This window comes from Nonomuraea helvata (genome assembly GCF_039535785.1).
Classification (GTDB): domain Bacteria; phylum Actinomycetota; class Actinomycetes; order Streptosporangiales; family Streptosporangiaceae; genus Nonomuraea; species Nonomuraea helvata.
The window spans coordinates 190,061-212,484 of record NZ_BAAAXV010000005.1 but is presented as its reverse complement, the minus strand read 5'-3'; the positions used below and the strand labels follow the sequence as shown (position 1 = coordinate 212,484).

Annotated in this window: 23 protein-coding genes and 1 tRNA gene; 10 read left to right on the top strand and 14 right to left on the bottom strand. The window is 71.2% G+C overall.

Annotation, left to right across the window (positions count from 1 at the left end):
- Window positions 1-108: 108 nt before the first annotated feature.
- Window positions 109-181: transfer RNA gene (locus ABD830_RS20280), tRNA-Ala, on the bottom strand.
- 95 nt (window positions 182-276) lie between these two features.
- On the opposite strand from ABD830_RS20280, the gene ABD830_RS20275 reads away from it, so the two are divergent.
- Together ABD830_RS20275 and ABD830_RS20270 are read left to right on the top strand one after the other, a co-directional pair.
- Window positions 277-969 (top strand): tRNA-dependent cyclodipeptide synthase, encoded by a 693-nt coding sequence (locus ABD830_RS20275; RefSeq protein WP_344989413.1) that lies wholly within the window; start codon window positions 277-279, stop codon window positions 967-969.
- A gap of 26 nt (window positions 970-995) precedes the next feature.
- On the top strand, window positions 996-1,550 hold the full coding sequence (locus ABD830_RS20270; RefSeq protein WP_344989410.1) for an EF-hand domain-containing protein: 555 nt from the start codon (window positions 996-998) through the stop codon (window positions 1,548-1,550).
- On the opposite strand, the gene ABD830_RS20265 is transcribed toward ABD830_RS20270, so the two are convergent.
- The 5 genes from ABD830_RS20265 to ABD830_RS20245 all read right to left on the bottom strand — a co-directional run bounded on the left by ABD830_RS20265 (window position 1,525) and on the right by ABD830_RS20245 (window position 6,684).
- Window positions 1,525-3,006 carry a vWA domain-containing protein gene (locus ABD830_RS20265; RefSeq protein ID WP_344989407.1) on the bottom strand — a complete coding sequence of 494 codons (1,482 nt, stop codon included), beginning with the start codon at window positions 3,004-3,006 and terminating at the stop codon, window positions 1,525-1,527. The two genes, ABD830_RS20270 and ABD830_RS20265, sit on opposite strands and share 26 nt — an antisense overlap.
- A 173-nt stretch (window positions 3,007-3,179) precedes the next feature.
- Window positions 3,180-3,707, bottom strand: a complete 528-nt coding sequence (locus tag ABD830_RS20260) for an isoprenylcysteine carboxyl methyltransferase family protein (protein WP_344989404.1) — start codon at window positions 3,705-3,707, stop codon at window positions 3,180-3,182.
- Window positions 3,704-4,723 (bottom strand): type III polyketide synthase, encoded by a 1,020-nt coding sequence (locus tag ABD830_RS20255; RefSeq protein WP_344989401.1) that lies wholly within the window; start codon window positions 4,721-4,723, stop codon window positions 3,704-3,706. The genes ABD830_RS20260 and ABD830_RS20255 overlap by 4 nt, the downstream gene beginning before the upstream one ends.
- Window positions 4,724-4,909: 186 nt before the next feature.
- A complete protein-coding gene (locus tag ABD830_RS20250; protein WP_344989398.1) occupies window positions 4,910-5,998 on the bottom strand; it encodes a methyltransferase in 1,089 nt (362 codons plus the stop codon).
- 164 nt (window positions 5,999-6,162) lie between these two features.
- Window positions 6,163-6,684 carry a TetR/AcrR family transcriptional regulator gene (locus tag ABD830_RS20245; RefSeq protein ID WP_344989395.1) on the bottom strand — a complete coding sequence of 174 codons (522 nt, stop codon included), beginning with the start codon at window positions 6,682-6,684 and terminating at the stop codon, window positions 6,163-6,165.
- 78 nt (window positions 6,685-6,762) lie between these two features.
- Here ABD830_RS20245 and ABD830_RS20240 point away from each other — a divergent pair, with 78 nt between their 5' ends.
- Window positions 6,763-7,428, top strand: coding sequence for an SDR family NAD(P)-dependent oxidoreductase (locus ABD830_RS20240; RefSeq protein WP_344989392.1), 666 nt, complete (start codon window positions 6,763-6,765; stop codon window positions 7,426-7,428).
- Between the two features lie 332 nt (window positions 7,429-7,760).
- Here the strand turns inward: ABD830_RS20240 and ABD830_RS20235 are convergent, their stop codons facing one another.
- The gene (locus ABD830_RS20235; RefSeq protein WP_344989389.1) at window positions 7,761-8,246 is read right to left on the bottom strand and encodes a DUF6653 family protein; all 486 of its coding nucleotides are present in this window, start codon (window positions 8,244-8,246) and stop codon (window positions 7,761-7,763) included.
- Window positions 8,243-8,839, bottom strand: a complete 597-nt coding sequence (locus ABD830_RS20230) for a TetR/AcrR family transcriptional regulator (protein ID WP_344989386.1) — start codon at window positions 8,837-8,839, stop codon at window positions 8,243-8,245. The genes ABD830_RS20235 and ABD830_RS20230 overlap by 4 nt, the downstream gene beginning before the upstream one ends.
- Before the next feature lie 83 nt (window positions 8,840-8,922).
- Between ABD830_RS20230 and ABD830_RS20225 the strand changes: the two genes are divergently transcribed.
- Window positions 8,923-9,165, top strand: a complete 243-nt coding sequence (locus tag ABD830_RS20225; RefSeq protein ID WP_344989383.1) for a hypothetical protein — start codon at window positions 8,923-8,925, stop codon at window positions 9,163-9,165.
- Between the two features lie 89 nt (window positions 9,166-9,254).
- Window positions 9,255-12,011 (top strand): caspase family protein, encoded by a 2,757-nt coding sequence (locus ABD830_RS20220; protein WP_344989380.1) that lies wholly within the window; start codon window positions 9,255-9,257, stop codon window positions 12,009-12,011.
- On the opposite strand, the gene ABD830_RS20215 is transcribed toward ABD830_RS20220, so the two are convergent.
- From ABD830_RS20215 to ABD830_RS20195, 5 genes are all read right to left on the bottom strand, one after another.
- Window positions 11,995-12,852 carry a pyridoxamine 5'-phosphate oxidase family protein gene (locus tag ABD830_RS20215; protein WP_344989377.1) on the bottom strand — a complete coding sequence of 286 codons (858 nt, stop codon included), beginning with the start codon at window positions 12,850-12,852 and terminating at the stop codon, window positions 11,995-11,997. The two genes, ABD830_RS20220 and ABD830_RS20215, sit on opposite strands and share 17 nt — an antisense overlap.
- The gene (locus ABD830_RS20210) at window positions 12,852-13,295 is read right to left on the bottom strand and encodes a VOC family protein (protein WP_344989374.1); all 444 of its coding nucleotides are present in this window, start codon (window positions 13,293-13,295) and stop codon (window positions 12,852-12,854) included. Before ABD830_RS20210 ends, ABD830_RS20215 begins: the two co-directional genes overlap by 1 nt.
- A gap of 78 nt (window positions 13,296-13,373) precedes the next feature.
- Window positions 13,374-13,937, bottom strand: coding sequence for a CGNR zinc finger domain-containing protein (locus ABD830_RS20205; RefSeq protein WP_344989371.1), 564 nt, complete (start codon window positions 13,935-13,937; stop codon window positions 13,374-13,376).
- Window positions 13,938-13,982: 45 nt separating this feature from the next.
- Entirely contained in the window at window positions 13,983-14,813 is an 831-nt protein-coding gene (locus tag ABD830_RS20200; protein WP_344989369.1) for an SAM-dependent methyltransferase, read from the bottom strand.
- Between the two features lie 73 nt (window positions 14,814-14,886).
- A complete protein-coding gene (locus ABD830_RS20195) occupies window positions 14,887-15,834 on the bottom strand; it encodes a GlxA family transcriptional regulator (RefSeq protein ID WP_344989366.1) in 948 nt (315 codons plus the stop codon).
- Window positions 15,835-15,905: 71 nt separating this feature from the next.
- On the opposite strand from ABD830_RS20195, the gene ABD830_RS20190 reads away from it, so the two are divergent.
- Window positions 15,906-17,168 carry an MFS transporter gene (locus tag ABD830_RS20190; RefSeq protein ID WP_344989363.1) on the top strand — a complete coding sequence of 421 codons (1,263 nt, stop codon included), beginning with the start codon at window positions 15,906-15,908 and terminating at the stop codon, window positions 17,166-17,168.
- On the top strand, window positions 17,165-17,842 hold the full coding sequence (locus ABD830_RS20185) for a peptidyl-tRNA hydrolase (RefSeq protein ID WP_344989360.1): 678 nt from the start codon (window positions 17,165-17,167) through the stop codon (window positions 17,840-17,842). Before ABD830_RS20190 ends, ABD830_RS20185 begins: the two co-directional genes overlap by 4 nt.
- Here ABD830_RS20185 and ABD830_RS20180 read toward each other — a convergent pair.
- Window positions 17,832-18,794 (bottom strand): DUF3616 domain-containing protein, encoded by a 963-nt coding sequence (locus ABD830_RS20180; RefSeq protein WP_344989357.1) that lies wholly within the window; start codon window positions 18,792-18,794, stop codon window positions 17,832-17,834. The two genes, ABD830_RS20185 and ABD830_RS20180, sit on opposite strands and share 11 nt — an antisense overlap.
- A 170-nt stretch (window positions 18,795-18,964) precedes the next feature.
- Here ABD830_RS20180 and ABD830_RS20175 point away from each other — a divergent pair, with 170 nt between their 5' ends.
- The 3 genes from ABD830_RS20175 to ABD830_RS20165 all read left to right on the top strand — a co-directional run bounded on the left by ABD830_RS20175 (window position 18,965) and on the right by ABD830_RS20165 (window position 22,402).
- A complete protein-coding gene (locus ABD830_RS20175; protein WP_344989354.1) occupies window positions 18,965-19,708 on the top strand; it encodes a hypothetical protein in 744 nt (247 codons plus the stop codon).
- A 36-nt stretch (window positions 19,709-19,744) separates the two neighbouring features.
- On the top strand, window positions 19,745-21,685 hold the full coding sequence (gene ftsH, locus ABD830_RS20170; protein WP_344989351.1) for an ATP-dependent zinc metalloprotease FtsH: 1,941 nt from the start codon (window positions 19,745-19,747) through the stop codon (window positions 21,683-21,685).
- A gap of 96 nt (window positions 21,686-21,781) precedes the next feature.
- On the top strand, window positions 21,782-22,402 hold the full coding sequence (locus ABD830_RS20165; protein WP_344989348.1) for a DUF937 domain-containing protein: 621 nt from the start codon (window positions 21,782-21,784) through the stop codon (window positions 22,400-22,402).
- Window positions 22,403-22,424: the final 22 nt, after the last annotated feature.

Sequence of the window (22,424 nt, the reverse complement as noted above, 5' to 3'; positions counted from 1 at the left end):
TTTGCCGGCCGTGACAGGTGCCGTCGATCCTGACCTCGGCATGACATTTGTCCTATGCCGCCGACGGAAAGCAGAAAGCCCGGGCGCTGAGCCCGGGCTTCGTGTGGGTGGAGCTATGGGGATTCGAACCCCAGACCTCCTCCATGCCATGGAGGCGCGCTACCAACTGCGCCATAGCCCCTTGTTGCGTGTATGAGTGTAGCCGATTTCGTGACCCCCGAAGCACACCTTAAAAAGGTTGCATACGGAGAGTAAAAGCTTGCTACTGTCCGTGCCGTGATCGGCTTCGACCCAGTACCCCTGACCTCACGCTGCGCCCAGATCCTCGACGGGCGGGAGCATGCCGTCGTCGGCGTCAGCGCCCTGAACGGCTACTTCGCCCCGCGGACCATCAGGCACCTGCTCGACTGGGCGACCCGGACGTTCGCGCGGGTCCACGTCCTCGTGCCCGGCGTCGAGCTGGCCGGGACGCTGGTCGCGAGGGGCTGCCCGGCTGCCAAGGCGGGGGCCAAGGCGCGGTCGGCCGCCAACAACACACGTAACCGGGTGATCCGCGCGCTCGACGCCCTCGATCCGTCGAACGCCACGGTGTCCGACTGGAACGAGCTGGCTCCGAACCGGGCCTACGGCGAGGCGCGAACGGGCCTGGAGCGCCTTTTCGCGACCCATCCGGCCTTCGCGGAGCACTGCCTGGACGCGGTGCGGCCCATCGTCGGAGTGCCGGAGCTCTCGCGCGAGCAGGCCGAGCAGGCGCTGCCCTTCCTCCTGGCCGAGCTGCCCCTCGTCATCGACACCCCGTCGATCCTCGGCACGGGGTCGTCGGTGTTCTGCTATCCCCGGCCGATGCCGATGGTCGACCTGCTGTACGCGGGCGTGCTGCCGATCCATCCGGCTCCCACTCAGGGATTCGTGTCCACCGCGTTGACACAGGCCGTCCGGTCTGATCAGTATTTAAGTAACGTTCGGTAAAGACACAGTTACCAAAGGTGGCCGTCATGGATGAACGTGCCCGAAATGTTGGACATGCGTTCGACACCAGCGACATGGACCACGACGGCTACCTCGATCACCGGGACATCATCGTGGTCGCCACCTCCCTCTGCGAGCGGCTGGGGCTCTCCGACCAGGGCAGCCGGCTGGTCAGGAACGCGTACGAGCGGGTCTGGCGGTATGCCGTCCGCCACATCGGCACCGACTCCCACGGCCGCATCAGCAGGGAGTCCTACATCGACTACGCGCTGGCCCCCGAGCGCGACCGGACGGAGTTCGTGGCCAACGTGGTCTGGCCGATCACCAACGCCCTCTGGGACGCGCTCGACGCCGACGGGGACGAGCGGCTCGACCGGGCCGAGTACCTGCGCCTGTGGGCGGCGTACGACGTGGCGGCAGAGGCGTCACGGGAGTCGTACGATCGGCTGCGCGGCAAGAAGGTCGCGCACGTGTCGAAGGCCGGGTTCGCCCAGGCGATGTACGACTACTACTACCGTTCCGCCGCTGCCGCCCCCATACTCGGCGACGGCTGGATCAGCCCACGGAGCGGGCCTTGTTGATGAGCGTGACCAGCTCCGACACCATCGGGTCCTCCGACGCCGCCGCCAGCCGCGTGGCCTGCTCCATGAGCTCGGGCAGGTCCATGCCGAACGCCTTGCGATCACGCAGGTAGACCGCGAACGCGGCGACCGCCACGTCCACCTGGAGCCGGACCGGCGCCTTGTCCCACACCGACGGGGCCAGCTCGTCGGCCTGCAGCGCCTTGCTCGCCTCCGAGGCGTTCCTGGTGTCGGGGTCCTGCCAGCGTACGGTGGCCTGGGCGAGCTGCCCCTTGGCGCCCGGCTTGAGGTGCAGCGAGTAGAGCGCGGTGACCGAGTGGCCGGGGCCGATCTCCCCGCCGTCGCGGCTGTCGTCGCGGAAGTCCTCGGTGGCCAGCGCGCGGTTGTCGTACCCGATGAGCCGGTAGCTCTCCACCACCGACGGGTTGAAGACGACCTGCGCCTTGGCGTCGCGCGCCCGCAGCTCGATGTTCGCGGGGAGCTGCGTGGCGAAGATCTTGTCGGCCTCCTCCTGGCTGCTGACGTACACGGCCATGCCGTCGCCGTTGTCGGCGAGCTGCTCCATCAGCTCGTCGCCGTAGTCGCGGCCGACGCCGACGGTGAGCAGCGTGACCTGCCTGCCGGCGTACTCCTTGGCCCGGTCGAGGATGGCCTGCCACTCGGTGCTGCCCTGGTTGGCCAGGCCGTCGGAGAGCAGGATGACCCGGTTCGTGGCGGCGGGGCGGAACGCCTTGGACGCCTCCTGGTAGCCGGTGACCAGCCCGGCCTCGAGGTTCGTGCCGCCGTTGACGGTCAGCTCGTCCACCGCCTCGCGCAGCTCGTCCCTGGCGGTCAGCGGGGTCATCGACGCCAGCACCTTGGCCTCGTCGCTGAACGACACGATCGAGACCTGGTCGCCGGGCGCGAGCTGGTCGAGCAGCTTGAGCAGGGCCGACTTGACGAGGTCCAGGCGGCCGGTCTCGGCCATCGAGCCGGAGACGTCCACGACGAACGTGAGGTTGGCGGGCCGCCGCCCGGCCGCGTCCGACGCGCGCGTCTGCAGGCCGACGCGCAGGACCGCCTCGTCGCGCGACGGCAGCTTCGCGCCGTCCACGTGCACGGCGAACCCGTCGTCCGGCGGCTGCGCGTAGTCCTGCCGGAACGCGTTGACCCACTCCTCGGGGCGGATCTCGGCGGGCGCGGGCCAGCGGCCCTCCTGGAGGGTACGGCGGGCGTAGCCGTACGAGGCGGTGTCCACGTCCAGAGCGAACGTGGAGATCTGGGCCGTGGTCGTGTCCTGCTCGGCGTCCTCCTGCTCCTGCTGGGCGGGGGATTGGGACGGGCGTACGGGTTGCTGGTTGGCGTTGGCGGGCTGGGGCGCCCGCTCACCGCTCGTCGAGCCACCGGATCCGCCGCACGCGGACAGGGTCAGCAGCGCGACGAGCCCGGCACCCGCCGCTAAGGGGCGAATTTTCATGGCAACCACCTCCAAGCCGTACGACGAAACTTGATCTGCGGCCGGCCGGGCCGGTGACGGAAGCGAGCGCAAACCGCGACCGAGGCGTGATCGCTTGTGACGGGTGGGGTAGTTGAGGCAGTCCTGGGCGCTGTGCGCCTATCCGGGCAAGCAGCCCGAGGGTTTCGAGGAGATCACGGTTCCCCGGCCGGAGCCCGCCGCCCGCTGAGCGCCGCGTTCTCGACGCGTATGCGTACGGTGAGCAGCACGGCGTTGGCGGCGGTGAAGCACAGCGCGGTGAGCCAGGCGGTGTGCACCAGGGGGAGCGCGAGGCCCTCGGCGACGACGGCCACGTAGTTGGGGTGCCGCAGCCACCGGTACGGCCCGCCGCGCACGAGCGGCATGTCCGGGACCACCACGACGCGGGTGTTCCACTGCCTGCCCAGCGTGCCGATGCACCACCAGCGCAGCCCCTGGGCGAGGACGGCCACCGCCAGCATCGGCCAGCCGAGCAGCGGGACGAAGGGGCGGCCCAGCAGCCACACCTCGGCGGGCGCCGCCGCCAGGAGCGCGGCGTGGGCCACGACGATCCAAGGGTAGTGCCGCCTGCCGTACTCGATGCCGCCCCTGGACCTGGCCCAGGCCAGGTTGCGGCGGGCCACCGTCAGCTCGGCCAGCCGCTCGAGTACGACCAGGCCGATGAGGACGAGGTACGCGCTCACCAGTGCAGGAGCAGCAGCTCGGCGGAGAAGCCCGGCCCCAGGGCGAGGAGCACGGCTGGCGCGCCCGGCCGGCCCCGGGTCTCCTGGAGCACGTGGAGCACCGAGACCGAGGACAGGTTGCCGTGCTCGCGCAGCGACCGCCAGGTCACCTCGAGCGCCTTCTGCGGCAGCCCGAGGGTTTCCGCGATCTTCTCGATGACCTTGGGGCCGCCGGGGTGGCAGATCCAGGTGGCGACCTGGTCGGGGGTGAGTCCGTAGTCCGCCAGGAACGTCTTGATGTCACCGCCCAGCGCCTGCTCCACGAACCCGGTCAGGTCCGGGTCCAGCACGATGCGGAAGCCGTGCTGCCCGACCTCCCAGCCCATGAGGTGCTCGGTGCCGGGATAGAGCCGGCTGCGGGTGGCGACGACCTCGGGACCCTCGCCGCGCCCGGTCGCGACGACGGCCGCCGCGCCGTCCCCGAACAGGCCGCTGGCCACCAGGTTCGCGATCGAGGTGTCGTCCCGCTGGATCGTCAGCGAGCACAGCTCCACGCACACCAGCACCGCGACGTGGTCGGGCCAGCCGCGCAGGTAGTCGTGCAGGCGCGACAGCCCCGACGCGCCCGCCGCGCAGCCCAGGCCGAACACGGGCACCCGCTTGACGTCCGGCCGCAGCCCCACCCGCTGGGCCAGCCTGGCGTCCAGCGAGGGCGTCGCGACGCCGGTGGTGGAGCAGAACAGCAGGTGGTCGACCTTCTCGGGGCGGATGCCGGCCTTGCGCAGCGCGCCTCTCAGCGCCTGCTCGGCGAGCTCAAGGGCGACCTCGAGGTACATGTCGTTCGCGCGCTCGAAGGAGTCGAGCTTGGCGTAGTCGGCCAGCGGGAGTGCGAGGTTGCGGCCCTCCACGCCGGTGGCCGTGTGGAAGCGTCTCAGCAGGTCCTCGTCACAATCGGTCAGCCGGGAGAACGCTTCGGTGATCTCCGCCTGCGTGTAGCGGTGATCAGGCAGAACACTCTGTACCCCCGAGATGTGCATGCATCTCTCCTGCCGCTGAGAGGCCGCGGCTAACATCGGCCCCCGGCACGCGAGCCTCCGGAGCCGTCGGCTGAGGCCGTCGGCTCGGCGGCGCGCGAGGTCCTCAGAGCCATCGGCTCGACGGCGGAGCCGTGGGAGCCATGCCATCGGGGCTGCGGCGCGAGCCGTGGGAGCCATGCCATGGGCTCAGCGGCGCGCGAGCCTCCAGAGCGAGGTCACCTCGGCGGCGCGGGCGGCGTGCAGCGGGTCCTGCTCGTCCTGCGGCCGGTTGTGCTGGGGCCGCGCGTCCAGGCGTCCGGCCACGCGCAGCCCCGCCCGCTCGAACGCGGCCAGCAGGTCGGCCCGGGTACGCAGGCCGAGGTGCTCGGCGAGGTCCGACAGGATGAGCCAGCCTTCGCCACCCGGCTCCAGATGCACGGCGAGGCCGTCGAGGAAGCCGCGCAGCATCCGCCCTTCAGGGTCGTAGACCGCCTGGTCGAGGGGAGAGACCGGCTTGGCGGGAAGCCATGGCGGATTGCACACGATCAGCGGCGCCTCCCCGGGCGGGAACAGGTCGGCGCGTACGATCTCCACCCGGTCGGCCAGGCCCAGGCGGGCGACGTTCTCGCCGGCGCAGTCCACGGCCCGCTGATCCATGTCGGTGGCCACGACGTGCCGCACGCCCCGCCTGGCCAGGACGGCGGCCAGCACCCCCGTGCCCGTGCCGATGTCGAACGCCAGCCGGTCGTCCGGCAGCGGCGCCTGCGCGACGAGATCGATGTACTCGCCTCTGATCGGCGAGAACACGCCGTGGTGCGGATGGATGCGGGCGCCGAGCGCGGGGACGTACACGCCTTTGCGCCGCCACTCGTGGGCCCCGATCAGGCCGAGCAGCTCCCGTAGCTGGCCCACGGCGGGAGGCGCCTCGGGGCCGTACACCTCGGCGCACGCGGCCCGCACGTCGGGCGCCCTGCGCAGCGGCACCACGTGGTCCTCGGCGAACGGGATGAGCAGCATGCCCAGCGTGCGCGCGCGTTGTGACCGGGCCTGGCGGTAGCGGTGGAAGTCGGCGCCGGGAGCGGCGGGCTTGCACCGGCGTCCCATGGCCGCCAGCAGCTGGCGGGCGTTCTGGAAGTCGCCCTGCCACAGCAGCGCGGTGCCCTCACAGGCCAGCCGGTACGCGGCGTCGGCCGTCATCCGGTCGTCGGCCGTGATCACGCGCCTCGGTGGCGGCATGCCCAGCGCGGAACGCCAGACCGCCGACCGTTCCTGTCCCGCCTCGGTCCAATGGATCATGGGAAGCGACCGTTTCACGTTCCGCACCCGCGTGGCCACCGGTTTTCGGGTGTTGGTGTCAATCAACACCGTACGCCTGCCGCGTGGACCATGCCCGCATCGCGACGCCGCAGCGTCATGAGCGCGCGGCGATCACATGCCGTGTCCGGGCAGTCAGCCGGGCGTCATCCCGCGCGGAGCGCGTCGAGCATGAGGGTGAAGTGGCGACGCCAGCGCTCCGGATCCTGCTCGGCCACCCGGGAGCAGGCCATCATGAAGAACGCCAGATCGATCGGCCCCACGTCCAACCGCAGCGCACCGGCCCGCTGGGCCCGCTCGATCAGCTGGCCGATCAGTCGGTTGACCTCGGACCGGTCGCTCTGGTGCTCCTGGCACACCAGCTCGGTGAAGGCTCTGTCTCTGGCCTGCAGCTCGCAGGTGCGCTCGAGGAACCCCACGAGCCCCTCCCAGGCGTCGGCGGCTGCCACCGCCTGCCTGGCCAGCTCGGCCCAGCCGGCCAGCTGCTCCTCGAGGATCGCGTCGATGAGCTCGCCCCGCTCGGGAAAGTGCCGGTAGAGCGTGCCGATCGCGACCCCGGCCCGCTTGGCCACGGCCTCCAGAGGCGCGCCGACGCCCCGCTCGGCCAGGACCTCCCGCGCCGCCACCACGAGAGCGTCACGGTTGCGCTGCGCATCACGGCGGATCATGCACTCATTCTAGTGAAGTCGAGGGTGTGGCTCCGCTTGTGTTAACGTGAGGGCCACCCTCGACTTAAGGAGTGCCACATGAAGATCGCGATCATCGGTGCGGGTCCCGGCATCGGCCTCGCGGTCGCCCGCCGCTTCGGCAAGGAGGGCTTCGAGGTCTCGCTCGTGTCCCGGAGCCAGGCCAACCTCGCGGCGCTGGCCGCGCAACTGGACGACGTCCGGGTCTCCACGCATGAGGCCGACATGACGGACGAGGCCTCACTGGCCGCCGCCCTGGCCGGCATCGGCCCGGCGGACGTCCTGCTCTACAACGGCGTGGGCGCGGTCAAGGCCCTCACGCCGGTGCTGGAGATCACCAGGGAGAGCGCCCAGGACGCCTTCGACAGCGGGGTGCTGGGCGCGGTGACGGCCGTCCGCGCGGTGCTGCCGCCCATGCTGGCGCGCGGCTCCGGCACCTTGCTCTTCACCTCGGGCATCTCGGCCGTCCACCCGCTGCCGTTCCTGGGCAACGTGGGGCTCGCCGCCTCGGCGCTGCGCAACTACGCCCTGTCCCTGTCCGAGGCGCTCGCCGGCAAGGGCGTCCACGTCGGCCATGTGCCCATCTCCGCCGCTGTCGCCCCCGGCTCTCCCGCTTCCCCGGAAGCGGTGGCCGAGACCCACTGGCGCCTCCACGCGGATCGCGACCGCACCGAGGTCGTCCTCGGCGATCTGGCCACGATCAAGGCGGCGATCAGCCGGCTCTGACCCCCGTGCGCCATCAGTGTCCTGGCCGACGCCCCCTTGCCGAATATCGACCGACAGGTTCTCGGCAAGGTCCTCCTTGAGGGCGGTCACGGCATCTGCGGCAGCCCCTTCAAGCCCCAGGGCAAGGACTCGTTCTCGACGACCAGAGGCAGGGTCCGGCCATGGTCTGGCGACTGGACCGATGCACCGCCGCGTCTACGTGGCCTGTCCCCGGCGCACTTGGCATCTGTCGCGAGCAGCGGCGCGAAGGCGCCGCCCCCGTGGCATGTTGTCCCGACATCAACGCGGCAGCGGTCGCCGCACCAGTCGTGGAGTCCGGCATGGCGTTCCGGCTACTCGCGGGAAGCTTTCTGGTGTGCCAGGTAGAGCTGGCCGAGGCGGTCGATGCGCCAGAGCTGGCCGATCGTGATCAGCGTGGCGCCGAAGACGGTCGGCCAGGGCTCCAGCGCGATCAGCCCCCAGATGAGCAGCGCGAAGCCCGCCACGCCGACCGCGATGAGCAGCCGCTGCACGCTCCGGTGGTCGCCGGTGACCAGCGACCGGTCCCGGAGCCACAGCTTCTCGCCGTAGATGCCCCTGGCCGTCCAGCTGTCGGGCTGCTCCACGGCCGGGAAGACGTGCGGGTTGAGCGCCAGCCAGACGACCACCAGACCCACCGGGACCAGCGCCCACCAGCCGATCCACTCCCTGCTCCAGATTGCCGCGATCATCAGCGGGATGGCCGCGAACCTGGTCCAGACGCTCCACGGGTTGGCGTGCCGCTTCCAGGCTTCGTCCGTCATCCCGGCCGCCTGCGCGTACCTCTTCAGAACACTCATGCGACGAGCCCCCTTGCCAGCGCGTTGACGGTGGCCTCGACCACTTGGGCGTGGTCCGGCCCGAACCTGTCGCGGTTGAGCACCAGCAGCCCGGCGGTGCGCAGCACGCCGACCAGCACCTCCGGCGGGGCGTCCGCGACGATGACACCGTCGGCCTGTCCCTGGGCGAGATAGTCGAGCAGCGGCGTCAGCAGGTGAGGGGTGACCCGGGCGATCTCCTCGGCTCCGACCCTGCGCGCCACCGCCTCCAGCTCGTCGGGGCGGGTGAGCAGCCGCCGGTAGAACGGGTCGGTGGTGAGCACCTCGATCATCTCCCGCATGAGGGCGCCGAGGGCCTCGGCGCTCGGCGGCCGGTCCAGGGCGGCGGCGAGCCGCTTGCCGAGCATCGGCGCCCTGCGGATCATCACCTCCTTGTACAGCTCCTCCTTGGAGTCGAAGAACGCGTAGAAGCTGCCCTTGGCGATGCCCGAGGCGGCGACCAGCTCGTCGAGCGAGGTCTTCTTCAGGCCCTGGGTGGCGAAGAGCTCTTCGGCGGCGTCGAGCAGGGATTCGGTGATGCGCGCCCGGTCTTCCGCCGTGAATGCCACAGCCATGCGTATCCCTATGACTAGATTGGATATTGAGTCATAGCCTAGCATTCCGCGCGAATCGAATATGTGTTCGTATAATGGTTGGTATGGATCTGAACACGCGGGATCTGCCCGAGCTCTGGCGGCCGCCCATCGTGGAGCACGCCGCGTCGGCGCGGTATTTGCTGGCCTGGGGTGATGACACCGAAGGGGTGCGGTGGGGCTACCTGCTCTGGCCGCCGAAGGCGAGTGAAGGCGCGCGGTGGGTGCACTGGGAGGAGATCTGCCCCGTCGCGGGCGAGGACTACAGCGCGGTTCCGGTCGCGGAGCCGTGGATCTGGGCGGGCTGACAGGCGGCGGAAAAGGCGCTGACTCACACTCACCGTAGTGCCTACAATGCGTTGCGACGCGGTCCTCCAGCTGCCTTGAGAGGTGGCCCATGGTGAGTGAGACGACCAGGTTGCTCCTGCAGGTGGTCGATGACGCCGCCGATCCGCAGGAGCTGGACGAGGCCACCGCGCGGCTCCGCGCCGAGCTGCTCGAGCTCGATGTGGCGGCGAGCGCGGCCGAGGCGGGAGCGGTGCCCGAAGGTGCGAGGGCGGTCCTGTCGTTCACGGTCGGCGGTCTGGTCGTCGCGCTGGCCGGCACGGAGCTGCTCGGCGCCATCGTGAACGCGGTGACCGCCTGGCTCACCCGCAACCAGCACCGCTCCGTCAAGCTGGACATCGAGGGCGACGTGCTTGAGCTGACCGGCATCGCCTCCGCCGAGCAACGCCGGCTCACCGAGGTCTGGTTACGGCGAAGGCAACCGGGCACGCCCGCGCGGGCAGGCAGGCGTATGGCCCTGGTCGTGGCCAACGACGAATACCGGGATCCCGGGCTGCGGGGGCTGCGGGCGCCCGCGCTGGACGCCGAGGCGCTGGCCAGGGTCCTGGGCGACGAGGCCATCGGCGGGTTCGACGTGCGCACGATGCTCAACGAGCCCACCGCCGTCATCAACGAGGCCGTGGAGGAGTTCTTCGCCGATCGACACCCCGACGACCTGCTCTTGCTGCACTTCTCCGGCCACGGGGTCAAGGACGACAGCGGCGAGCTCTACTTCGCCACCCCGAGCACCAAGCTCAACCGGCTCGCCGCAACCGCTGTGTCCGCCGAGTTCGTCAACCGGCGGATGAGCCGCAGCCGGTGCAGGCGCGTCGTGCTGCTGCTCGACTGCTGCTACGCGGGTGCGTTCACGCGCGGCGCGCTGCCGAGGGCAGGGGCGGACGTCCACGTGGAGGAGCAGTTCGGCGGGCGCGGGCGGGTGGTCATCACCGCTTCCAACGCGATGGAGTACGCCTTCGACGGGACCGACCTCGCCGACACTCGCGAGACGTCGCCGTCGGTCTTCACCAGCGCGCTGGTGCAGGGGCTGGAAACGGGCGACGCCGACCGCGACCTGGACGGTTACGTGGGCATCGACGAGCTGTACGACTACGTCTACGACCGGGTGCGCGCGGTCACGCCCAACCAGACGCCGGGCAAGTGGACGTTCGACGTGCAGGGCGACCTGGTCATCGCGCGCCGCAGCCGGCCGGTGGACCGGCCGGCGGCGCTGCCTCCGGAGTTGCAGGAGGCGATCGACCACCCGATCGCCAAGATCAGGGCCGGTACGATCGACGCACTGGAACGGCTGCGGCACAGCCGGCACGCCGGCCTCGCGCTGGCGGCCCGGCTGGCGCTGGAAGAACTGGCTGACGACGACAGCCGGATGGTCTCGGCCGCCGCCGCCCGCGTCCTCGCGATTCCCCTCCGCGACCCGGGAGCGGGGCCCGTCCACGCGTCCGCCACTCCACCTCCCGGCCCCGGCTCGGGCGCCACCCGAAGCCCGGCCGCACCGCTGCCGCCTCCCGCGCCGTCGGGGACGTCGGACGTCGGGCCGCCGACGCGGCGATCGAAGGCCGGCCCACCGAGCACGCCGGCCAAACCGGCGCCACCGCCCAGGGCAGGCGCAGCGGCGGGATCCGGTACGGCCACGCCGGGCGCGGCCGGGGAGCCGGCGCTCGCCGGCGACGGGCCGTCCGCTGCCGGCGATGGGCCGTCCGCTGGGGGCGGTGGGCCGTCCGCTGGGGGCGGTGGGCCGTCCGCTGGGGGCGGTGGGCCGTCCGCGCCGATGACGGAGCCCGCCGTCGTACCGGAGCCGACGGCTGTCGCGGAGGCCGCGCAGGCGCAGCCGGCACCTGGCGGCGCCGGGGCAGGGAGTGACACGTCAACGGCCCACGTCCCGGCGCGTGCGGGGATCGCCGACGACGGCGTGGAGCCGGTGGCCGTCGTCCCCAGACCGGATCGGGCTCCGGGTGGGCGGCGCTGGGAGCTGGTTCGGCGTGCGTCCGCCCTCGTGGCCGCGCTCCTCCTCATGGTCGGCCCGGCCAACAGCAGCCTCGGCACGGCACGCTTCCCCGCCGATCTGCTGGGCGAACTCCCGCTCTGGAGCATCCTGACGGCCGCCGCGGCGGCTGCGATCGGCCTCTTGCCGGACGGGCGCAGGCGCGCGGCGCTTCTGGGTGTGGCGGCCGGGTCGGCCGCGCTCCACCTGGGCCTGGCCGCCCAGCTTCTCCGGACAGGATTCCCCGCCCAGCCGATGACGACGTTCGTCGCGGGCGCGCTGCTGATCCTCGTGGTGGTGCTCACCGAAACGGCCCTGGCCCACGAGGGTGTGGGCAGGGCCGTGGCGGCGGTCGCCGGGCTGCTCATCCTGTCACTGATCGTCATCGACCTGAAAGCCCCGAGAATGGTCGGAGAGACGGACGGCGAGAGGCTCGTACTGGCGGTCGCGGGTGTCCTCGTTCTCGCGGTCGTCGTCCGCGCGGTCACGGACTGGCGGGCAGGCCACGCTCGACGACCCGTCGTGCTGAGCACGGCGGCCTCGATCCTCATCGCCGCTGCCATGCTCTCCATGTACGTCGACGGCTCCTACGAGCACGAGGGAGCTCCCGCCTATCTCCCGGTCATCGTGGTCCTGCTCGTCATGACGGCCCAGGCACGCCGCCCCCGGCCCGAGTCGCTGACCGTGGTCCAGTTCACGTTGATCGTCGGCTTGGTGCACAACACGGCGCTGTTGGACACTCTGCCGGCCTTCATGATCACGCTCTTCGTCGCGGCGATCTGCGCGGGCACCGCGGCCTTCCTGGACAGAGACGCTAGACCGGTGGGTTGAAGCGGTGGTAGCCGGGAGCGGTCCAGCCGGCCGACACCGTGTCGGTCAGGTGCGCGTACTCGTCCAGCTCGAAACGCACCACCCGCCGCTCTCCCCACTCCACCCGGGCCCGGCCCGTGAGCTGCAGCGTCTGCCCGCGCTCCCAGTCCACGAACAGCAGCCCGGCCGCCGGGTCCAGCTCCAGGTTCCCGAGCGTCATGTACATCGAGTTGCCCTGGTAGTCGAGGAACTCCAGCGAGCGCGCTCCCGTGACCTGGACGAACCCCGGGTTGCCGCCCCGGTGTGACACGTCCGCCCCGAACCCGGCGGCTCGCGTGCCGATGAAGAACGTGTCCGCCTCCGCGATCCACCTCCGGTGCCGGTCGGACAGCGAGGTCCCGCGCCCCAGACCGGCAGGGGTGCCCGGAGCGGAGGTGGGGGAGCGGGTCTGAATGTACTTGGGGCAGTTCGAGTAGACCTGCTCCGTCCACACCACCAGAGCATCACCGGCCTGTACGGCGGTGCCGTTCACGCGCATCCTGCGCCGCGTGTGCGGCTCGATGGCCAGCAGGCCGATGTCGCGCTCCCGTGCGAACATCCCGTGAAGGGGATCGGCGGCGTCCGGCACGGCGTTCAGCACGATCGTCCGATCGTCCGACGGCGACGCGAAGCCCGTGGGACCCGTCAGCACGCCGGCCCAGACGCGCCCGCCGTCGTCGGTCGCGCCCAGGACGATCATGTGCTGGTTTCGCAGGAACGCGGCCGCCACCTCCGGGATCTGCGGGCGCGTCCGCGAGCTGCCGTGGTCCTCCGCCCGCACCCCCGCCCGCCGCTGTACGGCAACCTCTCCCGGATGCCTCATTAGAAGAAACCGCAGGTCGGCGCGTCGGAGGCGGGTGCGGGACGGTCGCCGGCGCCGTCCGGGGAGGAGACCTCCAGCCGGATGCCGTCGGGGTCCTCGAAGAACACGCCGCCCGACGAGGCGCCCTCACGGTGCGGCACGATGCCGTCGTGGTGCAGGGTGGCGCCGATCTCCCTGAGCACGGTCTCCACACGCCGTACCGCTTCGAGGTTGGCCACCTGGAAAGACAGGTGATGCAGCCCCGGCCGGGCGGTGGCGAAGCGGCCCTCGCTCTGCTGCCAGAGTGTCAGCACGAGCGTCCCGTCCTGCGTCAGGAACGCGTACCTGCGGCCGTCCTCGTGCGACTCGCCCGCCACCGTGAACCCGAAGACGCGCGTGTAGAACTCCTTGGACTTGTCGAGATCGGTGACGTTGAGCCCGATGTGTCCGGTCTGAAAGGACATCCCACTCTCCTCTAACGCATGCATGGCCGTCTTGCCGTTAGATCGAGAGCATATAACGGCAAAGCGGTATTGCAAACGTTAGATTTTCCGGCGCTCCTTGTAGTGCCTGGCCGCTCGGGCGCGATTGCCGCAGGCTGTCGAGCACCACTCCTGGCGCGGGTGCTCCTTGAGGAAATAGAGCACGCAGCGCGGCGCCTGGCAGGTGCGGAGCAGGGCACGCTCCGGCCCCGCGAGGAACTCGACGGCTGCCGTGGCGAGTCTGGCGCGCAGCCGGGTCCCCGGGTCGGTCTCCATGGCGGGCGCGATGACGAGGGCCGGCTCGCCGTTCCAGCGCAGTTGGGGTGCGGTGGGTGCGGCCAGGGCGGTGGCGTTGACGAGAGCCAGTGACTCCTCGAATCCGGGCAGGGTCGACGCGTCGGCGCGGCTCGGCGGCTCCGGCGTCACAGCCCTGGCGAACAGCGCGCGTACGGCCTGCCGCAGGCGCACCGTCTCCTGTCGCAGCTCCTCCGTGACGGCGAAGTCGCCGAGGTCGGCCGCGTGCGTACGCGTCCAGGCCGTCAGGCCGTCCACGTCGGACAGCTGGTCGATCAGGCCGGACCGCTCGGCCCTGATCGTGCTGACGAAATCGAGGGTGAGGGACACCCCCTCAATCTAACCGGGGAGACGACGCAGGCTGGAGGTGGCGGCCTAGGCCGGGCGGCGGCCGACCCCGGCCAGGATGCCGCCTTTGGCGAGGTCGTACGAGCCACCGGGGGCGGCGTCGGGCGTCCAGTCGGCCACCGGCACGACGCCCGGGCCGAGCAGCTCCAGGCCGTCGAAGAAGGAGGCGATCTCGTCGTAGCCGCGCCGCGCCAGGCCTCCCGAGGTCGTTCCGGAGTAGACCTGCTGACCGGCCGTGGCCACATCGTCCATGTCGTGGCCCGCGTACAGGAGGTGCGACAGCACCAGATGGCCCCCGGGCCTCAGGCGCTCGCGGATGCGCGCGGCGATCCGGTCGGCCTCGCCGTTGTCGGGGATGAAGTGCAGCACCGCGACCAGCAGGACGGCGTACGGCTGGGAGAGGTCGAGATGCTCCGCGACGCGCGGGTCGTCCAGGATGGCGTCAGGGTCCTTGAGATCGCCCTCGATCGCCAGGACGTCCGGGTCCCTGGCCAGCAGCGCGCGGGCGTGGATCAGCACGATGGGGTCGTTGTCCACGTAGACGACGCGGGAGCCGGGGGCGTGCCGCTGGGCTACCTGGTGCACGTTGTCCTGGGTGGGCAGGCCCGCGCCGATGTCGATGAACTGGCGCACCCCGGCCTCGGCGAGCATGCGTACGGCGTGGCCGATGAAGGCGCGGTTGGCCAGGGCGATCTCGCGGGCGTCGTTGCCCATCCTCCGGCCGATCTCCATCATCTTCTCGGCCGCCTCGCGGTCGGCGGCGAAGTTGTCCCGGCCGCCGAGGTAGTAGTCGTACATGCGGGCGACGCTGGGCACGTTCGGGTTGATCCCCGCGGGTAAGTGGTCCGCGTCGGCCATGTGACGACCCCTCCTTGCCGATCTTCTTCTTGCGGCGATTCTAGGGGGAAATGCGGCTTTTGCCGCAAGAAACTCAGGGTCGGCGGAACGTATGCCGGTACGCCAGCGGCGAAACCCCGACGGCGGCATGCAGATGCTGCCGGAGCGAGACCGCCGTCCCGAACCCCGCCTCCCTGGCCACCTCCTCCACGCCCAGGTCCGTCGTCTCCAGCAGGCGCCTGGCGTGCTGGACGCGCTGCCCGTTCAGCCATCTGGCCGGGCTCATGCCGGTCTCGTCGCGGAAGCGCCGGGTGAACGTGCGCACGCTCATCCTCGCGTGCCCGGCCAGCGCGGCCAGGTCGAGCGGGCGGTCCAGGTGGGCCAGCATCCAGTCGCGCGTGGCCGCCGTGCCGCCGCCCGCGTACGGCAGGTGCCGGTCGATGTACTGGGCCTGGCCGCCCTCCCGCCACGGCGGCATGACGCAGCGGCGGGCCGCCCGGTTGGCCACCTCGCTGCCATGGTCGCGTCTGATGACGTGCAGGCACAGGTCCATCCCGGCCGCCACCCCGGCCGAGGTCAGCACGTCGCCGTCGTCCACGAACAGCACGTCGGGGTCCAGCTTCACCTGCGGGAACAGCCGGGCGAAGAGCTCCGCGTCGCGCCAGTGCGTGGTGGCCGGACGGCCGTCGAGCAACCCCGCCGCCGCCAGCACGAAGGCGCCGGTGCAGATCGACATCGTACGAGGCCGCCCCTGCAGCGCCTCGGCCAGCGTGGGAGAGATCGTGCCGTACCGCATCGCCCGGCCCGCGTGGATGCCGGGCACCACGACCGTGTCGGCGGTGTCGAGCACGTCGAGATCGTGGTCGGGCAGCACGCTGTAGCCCGCGGAACAGCGGACCGGCATGCGCCCCTCCGAACAGGTCACCACCTCGTACAGCTTCTCGCCGCCCGCTGTCTCGGCCACCCCGAACACCTGTCCGGGCACGCCGAGATCGATCGGGGCGAAGTGGTTGAGCGCGACGACCACGATCCGATGTGTCATGGCCTGATTCTTTCACATATTGGCTTTCCGGCCACTCGTGACCATGTAAGGGGATAAAGCAGGATTGGCGCATGACGTTGAGCACCACCCCCACGCGCGGCCGCGTGCATCGTGCCTGGTTCGTCGCGGCCGTCGCCTTCGTGGCGATCCTGGGCGCGGCCGGGTTCCGCGCCACCCCCGGCGTGCTGATCACCCCGCTCCAGGAGGAGTTCGGCTGGTCGGCCGGCACGATCTCACTGGCCGTCTCGATCAACCTGGTGCTCTACGGCCTGACCGCCCCCTTCGCCGCCGCCCTGATGGACCGCTTCGGCATGCGCCGGGTGGTCGCCGTCGCGCTGCTGCTGATCGCCGCGGGCAGCGGCCTCACCGTCCTGATGACCGCGAGCTGGCAGCTTCTGCTGTTCTGGGGTGTGCTGGTCGGGCTCGGAACGGGCTCGATGGCGCTGGTGTTCGCCGCGACCGTGGTGGACCGCTGGTTCGTGCGGCACCGCGGGCTGGTCACCGGCGTGCTCACCGCGGCAGGCGCCACGGGGCAGCTGATCTTCCTGCCGGTCCTCGCCCAGCTCGCCGAGGGGCCGGGGTGGCGCTTCGCCTCGCTGACCGTGTCCGGGGCGGCGCTGGCCGTGGTGCCGTTCGTGTGGTGGCTGCTGCGCGACCGTCCCGAGGACGTGGGCACGACGGCATTGGGCGCGGACCCCGGCGCCGTCCGCACTCAGCCGAGCACCGTGAACGCCGCCGTCAGGGCGGTCACCGTGCTCGCCTCGGCGGCGAGGACGCGGCCGTTCTGGCTGCTCGCGGGCGGCTTCGCGATCTGCGGGGCCAGCACGAACGGCCTGGTCGGCACCCACTTCATCCCGGCCGCGCACGACCACGGCATGGCCGAGCCCGTCGCGGCCGGGCTGCTGGCGGTCATCGGGATCTTCGACATCGCGGGCACGATCGCGTCCGGCTGGCTCAGCGACAAGATCGACCCCAAGGTGCTGCTGGGCGTCTACTACGCGCTGCGCGGGCTCTCCCTGATGGTGCTGCCGAGCCTGTTCGCGGCCACGACCGAGCCCAGCATGCTGATCTTCATCGTGTTCTACGGGCTGGACTGGGTGGCCACCGTGCCGCCCACGGTGGCGCTGTGCCGGCGGATCTACGGGGCCGACGGGGCCGTGGTGTTCGGGTGGGTGTTCGGCTCGCACCAGGTCGGCGCCGCGTTCGCCGCCGTGGGCGCCGGGCTCACCCGCGACCATCTGGGCGCCTACGACCTCGCCTGGTACGGCGCCGGCGCTCTGTGCCTCCTGGCCGCCGGCATGTCGGTGGCCATCGGGCATGCTAGAGGGCGATGAACTCCGAGAACTCCGAGAACTTTGAGCTTTATGTCCTGCCGCTGGTCGTCAGGATCGAGAGAGCCGCTCCCCCCGAGCGGACAGACGCCCTGGAGGCGGCCGCCATGGCCGTGCTGAGCCTGCTGGACGACCCGGGGGAGTGGACCGCCGAGCTGCACGCCTGGCAGTCGACCGGCAAGATCCGCAAGGTGGTGCGCCGGGCCAGGGGCGCCGAGTGGCGCAGGGCGGCCGCGCTGCCGGGGCGCACCGTCGAGCACCGCACGGCCGAGGTACGCGTGCACCCGCCCGTACCGCTCGACGGCTGGCCGCGTGACCTCGCGCGGCTGCAGGTGGGCGGCACCGAGTTGAGCGACACCGCCGACCCGCCGCCCGCCGAGCCGCCGATCCTGTGGGCCAACCCCGAGCTCGCCATGTCCGCGGGCAAGGCCATGGCGCAGGCCGGGCACGCCGCCCAGCTCGCCTGGTGGGCCAGCGACGCCGCCGAACGGGACGCCTGGCGCGCCCGGGGCCTCGCGGTCTCCGTGCGGACGGCGGCCTCGCAGGCCGACTTCGACGCGATGGTCGCCGAAGGGCTGCCGGTGGTGCGCGACGCCGGGTTCACGGAGATCGAGCCGGGCTCGTGCACGTTCGTGGCGGACGCGCCCTGGCTCAAGGGGCGCGTGGCTAGATCGTGAAGACGTCCGCCAGCACGCCGCCCGCCGGGGTGATCCGCGCGGGCGACGGGCTGTCGTACACGACCATGAGCCGGCCGTCGGCCAGCCGCACCAGTCCTTCGGGATGGTCGCACCCCAGGCCGTAGGGCAGCTCGGTCACCGTCTCCAGGTCGTCCTCGGGAACGACCTCCTGCCGCTTGGGGCGGGGCCGCCAGCGCACGACACGTACGGGACCGTCGAGGACCATGGTCGGCCCGGCGAGCACCAGCAGCGAGTCGCCGTCCGGGCACAGGTCCCGCACGCCCAGCCCGCCCAGGTCCAGGAAGTGCTTGCGGTACGGCTCGCGCAGCCGCATCCGTCCCTTGCCCGCGTCCTCGAGCCGCAGCTCCAGCACCACCGCCCAGCCCCGCAGCACGGGACCGCGGAGCCCGATGTAGACCCGGTCGGACACGACGGCGATGCCCTCGATGTCGAGCCCGTTGTCCTTGCCGGGCAGCTCCAGGAACGGCGCGAGGTGCCGGTCGTCGCGCAGATGCGCGGTCAGCGCCTCCTTGCCCGACAGGATCGTTCCAGGGCCGGGCGTCTCGCCGTGGAGCGGCAGGCGTGCCAGGATGAAGCGGTTCTCCTCCCTGACCACCGTGGCCAGCCGGTCGGCGGCCTTCTCCGGGTCCTTGGACTTGACCTTCCTGCGCTTGAGGCTGTGCGAGCCGACCAGCCAGAGATGGCCGTCCGCCCTGGCCAGGCCCTCGATGTCGGCCTCGTCCTCGGGGCCCGCGGGCAGAGTGACGTAGTCGGCCAGGCGGAACGTGCGCTGCCCGCCGTAGTGGTCGCCTGTCCACGTCAGATGCTCGAAGGTGGCGGTCTCGTCGCCGGCCACCCAGAGGCCGGTTGAGCTCTGCCGGATCGCCGAGAGGTTCGTGTGGGTCTGGGACGCTCGCGAGGCGTGGTCGAATCGCAGCTCAACCTGTTGCACGAAGCCATGATTGCACTTCGGTAGCTTCTAGGACGCGATGGCGGGATATGTCGTACGCTCCGCTCGTGCTCGATGGGGAAGAAGAGATCAAGGGTTCCCGAGTGAGGACCAAGGTGCGACCGGGAATCCCTGCTTCTCCGCCCAAACGCTCCCGTATCGGAGATATTCGGATGCGGGTGGTGTACCGGGGGCTCGCCGTGGTCGGCGCAGTCGCGGCCGTGGCCGTGGCGCTGGTCGCAGTGCTCCCGTCAGGGCCGGACGAGGTCGCGGCGGGGCCGGTCACCGCGCCGCCGGCCGCACCGTCCTCGTCCGGTCCCGCACCCTCCCCTGTCCCCACGGTTACGCACACGCCCTCTCCCGAGCCGTCGCTCGCGCCGGGCTACACGGCCATGGAGGCCCTGTACGCCGACCGGCGCGTGCCCAGGCTGACGCGCAAGGTCAAGCGGGCGGCTCTCCCCAAGCCGCCGCGCCGGGTCGTCAAGGACGCGCGTACGGGGCTGGCCGTCCCGGACATGCCCAGGCCGTGGAAGACGTACGGCGCGGCGCCGTTCACCTCCAAGCAGGTGCTGCCCAGGAAGCGCGGCGCGAGCCTGCGTGGGATGTTCGTCACATGTCCGCTCCCGATCATGCGGCAGAAGTCGGCGCGCGACACGGCGCTGCTGGCCGCCCGCTGGACGCTCAATCACCACCCCCAGGGCTCCAAGATCACCTGGCTCGCCTCGCAGCCGGTCAAACACGGCTGGAGCCTGATTTATCGGGTCAAATACGGAAGACATCAGTCTCGTGCGGCCGTCATCGTGATGGACGGGGGAATGAGCAAGCCGGGCCTGGCGTTCGTCACAGTGCCTGACTCGCAGCGCAAGCAGTGGCGTGACATCGGCCGCGTGGTCGCCGGGGTGCGTGTTCTAGGCTAGAAAGATCATGTATGCGGCGATGTGGGGAGTGACGCCGTGGAACGCTCTGGAACGCCGCAGGCACCGAAGAACGGCAAGGGCAAACCGCCCTGGCGCTCGGAGGGCCTGCCCGGCACGCCCGGAGGCCGACCCAAGATCAACTGGTGGCGATTCGTCGTCACCTTGCTCGTGGTGTACGCGGGCTTCTTCTTGGTGTCCTCCTTCGTCGACAGCGGATCCGTCGAGACGATCTCGTACACCGAGTTCACCAAGCAGGTGAACGCCAAGAACGTCAAGGACATCTACGCCCAGGGCCTGTCGGTCGAGGGCGACCTGAGATCGGCGGCGAAGAACCCGGAGGGCGGCTCCACCTACACCAAGTTCGCGACCGAGATCCCGGCGTTCGCCAACACCGACCAGCTCGACCAGCAGCTCACCACCGGCCAGGTCGAGATCACCTCCAAGCCGCTCACCCGCGGCTTCTTCTCCAACCTGCTGCTGTCGCTGCTGCCCGTGCTGCTGCTGGCCGCGCTGTGGATCTGGGTCATGCGCCGCGGCGCCAGCCTGATGGGCGGCGGGCTCGGCGGGATCGGCAAGTCCAAGGCGGCCAAGCCGGTCGAGGCCGGGAAGGTGCGGGTCACGTTCGACGACGTCGCCGGCATCGACGAGGTCGAGAACGAGCTCGTCGAGGTCGTCGACTACCTCAAGGACCCCGGCAAGTACCGCAGGCTCGGCGCGAAGCTGCCCAAGGGCGTGCTGCTCGCCGGCCCTCCCGGCACCGGCAAGACGCTGCTGGCCAGGGCGGTCGCGGGCGAGGCCAAGGTGCCGTTCTTCTCGGCCAGCGCCTCCGAGTTCATCGAGATGATCGTCGGCGTGGGCGCCTCGCGGGTGCGCGACCTCTTCGAGGAGGCGCGGAAGGTGGCGCCGTCGATCGTGTTCATCGACGAGATCGACGCCATCGGCCGGGCGCGCGGCGGGGCCGGCGGTCTCGGCGGCCACGACGAGCGCGAGCAGACGCTCAACCAGATCCTCACCGAGATGGACGGCTTCTCGGGCGCCGAGGGCGTGATCGTCATCGGGGCCACCAACCGTCCCGAGGTCCTCGACCCGGCGCTGCTGCGTCCCGGTCGCTTCGACCGTACGGTCCAGGTGGGCCTGCCGGACGCGGCGGGACGTACGGCGATCCTGGCGGTGCACACGCGCAGCGTGCCGCTGGACGGGGAGGTCAGCCTCGACCAGCTCGCCAAGACCACCCCCGGCATGACCGGCGCCGACCTCGCCAACCTCGTCAACGAGGCCGCCCTGCTCGCCGCCAAGCGCGGCAGGGAGAAGGTCACGACGTCCGACTTCGCCGACGCGCTGGAGAAGCTGCAGCTCGGCGCGGCCCGCAGCATCGTGATGCCGGAGGAGGAGCGCACCAGGACCGCCTTCCACGAGGCCGGTCACGCGCTGCTCGGCATGCTCCAGCCGGGCGCCGACCCGGTCAGGAAGATCTCGATCATCCCGCGCGGGCGGGCGCTCGGGGTCACGCTGTCCACCCCCGACACCGACCGGTACGCGTACGACGAGCAGTACCTGCGCGGACGCATCACCGGAGCGCTCGGCGGGATGGCGGCCGAGCAGGTCGTGTACGGCGTCATCACCACGGGCGCCGAGAACGACCTGGAGCAGGTGACCATGATCGCCCGGGGCATGGTCGGGCGCTGGGGCATGTCGGAGAAGGTCGGCCCGCTGACCATCCTGCCCAACGACGGCCAGCAGCCGCAGGCCTCGCCCGCGACGCTCGCCACCGTGGACGAGGAGGCGCGGCGGATCGTGGACGAGTGCTACGAGCGCGCGATCCAGATCCTCACCGACAACCGCGACAAGCTCGACGCCATTGTGGCGGCCCTGCTCGAACACGAGACGCTCGACGAGGCCAGCGCGTACGCGGCGGCGGGCCTGATCAGCTCCGCCTCCGTGCCGGAGGTCCAGCCGGCGGGCTTTTCCGAGAATTAGCGCAAATCGGGCGTTGGCTCGGTCCTGATCGGGGAACCCTCCCGGACAACGATCGGGGGTGTGTCGATCGAGGGGCCTAGCGAGCGGGGGACTGTCGTGACGCTGACGGACGAGCTCCTCGCCGAGCTCGGAGACCCAGGGCTGGAGCAGATCGCCGGGATGCTCGGCACGGGCACGACCACGGCCCGCGACGTGGTCCAGGCCGTGTCGGGCGTCATCATCGGGGGCCTGGCCGCCAACACCCGCTACCTGGACGGGGCCGAGGCCCTGCGCGGGGCGCTCGACGACCACGTCGACACCGACCCGTTCAGCGGCGACGTGGCCTCGCTGACCCGCGACGGGCAGAGCATCCTCGGCCACGTGCTGGGCGGGCAGGGCACGGAGCACGCTGCGGCCGGATTGGCGCGGTTCGCCGGGATCGACTCGGGGAGCGTCATGAAACTGCTGCCCCTGATCGCGCCCATGGTCATGTCCCTGCTCGCCGACCGGGCCGCCGGCCGCGACCTGGACGCGGACGCCCTGGCCGACGACCTGAGCAGGGAGCAGGCGGCCGTACCCGACGATCTGAGCGACCTGATCGACGGGCTGCTGAGCACCATCTTCGGCGGCGGCGTGCCGCAGCAGAGCGGGCCGTACGAGCCTGGCCCGCGCGCCGGCGGGCACGGGGCACCGGACGGTCACGAGCTGGCCCCGGGCAGCTCCAACTCGGACTGGTGACGTACTGCTCCCCTGGTCGCCG